2 protein-coding genes are annotated in these 3,929 nt (G+C 50.3%); both read right to left on the bottom strand.

What is annotated here, in order from left to right; all coding sequences use genetic code 11:
• Positions 1-251 precede the first annotated feature (251 nt).
• Positions 252-2,762 carry an arsenate reductase (azurin) large subunit gene (locus VAE55_RS01605; protein ID WP_322814082.1) on the bottom strand — a complete coding sequence of 837 codons (2,511 nt, stop codon included), beginning with the start codon at positions 2,760-2,762 and terminating at the stop codon, positions 252-254.
• 11 nt (positions 2,763-2,773) lie between these two features.
• Complete coding sequence (locus tag VAE55_RS01610; RefSeq protein ID WP_322814083.1) at positions 2,774-3,427, bottom strand: arsenate reductase (azurin) small subunit; 654 nt, start codon at positions 3,425-3,427, stop codon at positions 2,774-2,776.
• Positions 3,428-3,929 lie beyond the last annotated feature (502 nt).

Below are 3,929 nucleotides of genomic sequence, written 5' to 3' on the forward strand. Positions count from 1 at the left end.
GCGGCGGAGCCGCGCCCCTATGTGCCGTCCAAAGAAGGCGTCCGAGTGGTTTGACTTTTGGGGAGCATTACACTAGGACACTCTTGCTCTGAAAAACGTGCCAGTGTTTAACCTTTTTCCCAAATCCAAATGAAACTTTCGGATAGTTGCCTCGAGAAAGAGAAATACGGCAATGAAACAATGTGTAGGAGTGCTTGGTCATGCACTCCTACAGCATCCTAAGCGATAACTACAGTACTCCTCGCTTCAGGTTAGACAACCGTCTCAAAATTGGTTGGCTGATAGGTAAGACGGGCATCCAAGTCGGCAAGACGACCGATGCGCTGCAAGCCTACCGCACTTCCTTTGTAATAAGGGATAATGACTTCAGGATCAACGTAAGGAGTAGTAAGACTATTCGCCGTTGTATTCGGGTGTGCAAACAGCATGAAGATCACGCCGGGCTTCACACTAGTACTGATAACGGTGTAGGCCATTGTTTCACCATAATCATTAAACAGCCGTACCAGATCACCCGCCTGGAGACCCTCTTTCTTGGCATCCTCCGGACTAATCTCGATGTAGGACATTGGCGTCCGTTCGGCCAAGGAGGGGATATTCATATCGTTGTACAGCGTTTGCCAGTTATTGTTGCGCCCGTTAGTCAAGAAGTATGGATACTTATTAATCTGTTCCTGAACGATTGCCGGGAAACCAGGCCATGGTGTCGGCAGCATCTTGGCTTTACCACTCTCGGTGTAGAAGGGTTCGCCATTCTCGAAGTAGCGTACCCGACCTTGAGGTTTGCCATTGACAATTGTCACCGGCGTTTGAATGCCGTTGTTACCGGCAGCCTTGAGGAAGGCATAGTCTACCCCTTTGTACCGTTCAGTACTGGCCTTCACGCCATCGGCAAACGATTCTCCACCCTCCAGGAATACCTCTTCGGCAGTTTTCCATTCAAACCCGCTGAATCGTTGGGCAATATCGGTGTTGCCATCGGCCTGGGCAAGCGCCTTGATTCGCTGCGCCAGCATACCAAGGATTTTCCAGTCTGGTTCGGCAATACCTGGCGGATCCATAAACTTCTCATACAAACGCAACCGACGCTCGCCATTAATCGAGGTGATTGGACTTTCACCCCAGGCTGCGGCTGGGAACACCACATGAGCATACTGTGCAGTTGCCGTTGGATAGATATCCTGCACAATGATGAACAACCCACCTTGCCGCGTTGCCTCTAGAATGGCCTGCGCCTTTGTTGCATTATCGGCGGCAAAGTTAGCATCAATTACATCACGGATCAGCTTACCGCGCGTTTGGAGAGTCTCGCGCATGCGCTGGGCGTTAAGCGTAGTGACGGCTGGATTACAGCCCACTACATAGAATACGTTACCCTGTCCCTGACTTAGTAGATCATCAATGTAGGGTGCAGGGCGCGGCCCTCTATAATCAGGTCGCACATAGCCCTCTTGATGCCCACCGAGACGGCCGCAACCGGTACCGGGCTTGCCGAAGTTGCCGGTTAAAAGGGTCAAGTTGACAATGCTGCCCACGTTTTGGTAATTCTTCAATCCCCAGATGATACCTTTTTCGTACAAGAATATTGACCGTGGCCGGCTGCCATCACTCTTCGTCTCGGCAATCCAACTGGCCGCCTGTTCAATCTGTGCCCGCGATAGACCGGTAATGCTCTCAGCTTCGGCTAAAACCTCATCGAGACTCTTCCCAATTTGGAGACTTTGCTCAAGGAAGGGTTGCACCGTTTCGGCTTCGACTCGATTTGCGACAAAGTCTTTGTCGTACCATCCACGTTCGTATACTACGCGGGCAATAGCGTTTGCTAGGGCAATATCGGTGCCAGGATTAAGCTGGAGATGGAGCACCCTATCTTTACCACCAGCTTTTTCACTAACCACAACGGTCGCTGTACGTCGTGGATCGACAATAATTATACGGCCTGGACCTACCTGCTCGCCGGGACGAGCAGCCTCTTTATCCTTAACCGTGCTCCCTTGCAGATTAGGGAGCATGTGAACCAGATAGAAGTTCGTTTGGGTTTCGTAGGAGTTAGCCCCCCAGAGAACAATGGTATCGGCTAGTTCCGCATCAACATAGGCAAAATTCAGTTCTGGCACACCCATATCACGCGATGCATGCACTTCGGAGTTGTAGGCAGGTCGGTTGTGGATTGAGCAATTGATGGTCTGCACCGCATTGAAGAAAAACTTACCAACAGCCCAGTTGTTTTCAAAACCACCTCCACCACCTCCATGGTCAAAGATTTTCATGAAGATTGAGTCATTGCCATCGCGCACAATACTACCATAGATCACTCGCGCCGCAAGATCGATAGCGTCATCCCACGTCGTTGGAGATTGCTCGGTTGAACGGTAGACAAGCGGATGCGTCAAGCGTACGTGAGTGGGTCCATCTGGACGGTACAAACTAGAACCGAGTGTTCCACCGCGGCCAGAATGATGCCCTTTGTTTACCACGCACTCCTTATCGGGCACAATCGCGATATGATAGCGCCGACCGTCGCGCTCAGTGACAACCGTGTGGTGGGCTGGGGCAATCCAATCGGCACTTAATGGCGCTATCTGCTTTGTGTAATCCACACCCATCGCATTCTGATCGGGCAATAATCCTCCCGCCCTTCCCTCTGGCCACTTATACACGTGATAGCCACAACCAACAATGCAGTAGTGACAGACAGTCTGATATTTTTCAGCATCAACTGGCGGTAACACCATACGATCCGCCGGACGATATGCAGCCATATTGATTCCTCCTATAGTTCTGTCAAGCTCAGATTGTGAGGCCGACCGTAGATCAGACCTTCCACCGCGACGGCATAGATATCTTGACCTTCAACTTCAAGAGTGATGCGAGGTAGATTCTGAGTAGCAGGGCCGTTAATCAACATTGCGTCAGCAGCAGCATCGAAGTAGCTGTAGTGACACGGACAGACAAAGATTTTCGTGGCAGGATCGTAGTTCATCGGACATCCCATATGGGTGCACAGACCACTATAGGCAACAATATCCCCATCCGGTCCAACACCACCGGGAACTTTCTTGCCAATCTTCAATATCTGAATAGGGGAAAACTGATCGGGATAGCTTGCACCAAATGCACCACTTTGCAGATCGTTGAGTGTTGCGATCTTCAGGCGTGGATAGGGTAGTACTGCACCAATTACCGGTACTTCAACCGTTTCAGTAACAACCACCGGTGATGGCGCAGGTGCAGCGGTCGGCACAGAGGCCTGAGGAACCGCTGTTGGCGGAACGGCAGTTGGTGCAGGAGGCGGTGCCGCACAAGCCGCCAAAACGGCTGCTGCACCACTAATTGAACTTAACTTGAGAAAACTACGCCGATCAAGCCGAGACTTCTGGCTGTGGTCAGAATCCTCTTCCAACGATCTGACTTCACGGTCTTCCATAGAACCTCCTCACACATCTTTGTAATGCAATCTGATTACTTACTTGGTATGATCAATATAACTTAGCGATTTAGAAAAAGAGAAGATCCAAAGGGGTCAGAGTAATGATCCAAACGGGTCAGTTTATCTAGCACTACCCATATTGGGCGAGTTGTGGAAATGAAGTATACACAAGCATTGTTTCACGAGTAGCTTGAGAATGAGCATATGACACGTATACCGGTGATGTTGACAAACCCGATCTGACGCCATACGCTGCTTGCAATTGCTAGGATTAGGATTGTCGTTTGGGCAATCCCATAGTTCTAGGTGGGTCATCTCGTCTGTAAATTCATGCCGCTCACACCTCTCTTAACTTGAGCGCAGACGGGACGTTTGAACAAACAGTGTTCGTCGGTAGTGTTATGCGCTGATATTAGATATAACCATTGGTACTAGTTGAGTTATGGGGTATCCTCAAGGTTGCGAAACTACACCGAGGAGACACCCCATGACCACAGCC

It is taken from the genome of Chloroflexus sp. (assembly GCF_034432675.1).
Lineage (GTDB): Bacteria > Chloroflexota > Chloroflexia > Chloroflexales > Chloroflexaceae > Chloroflexus.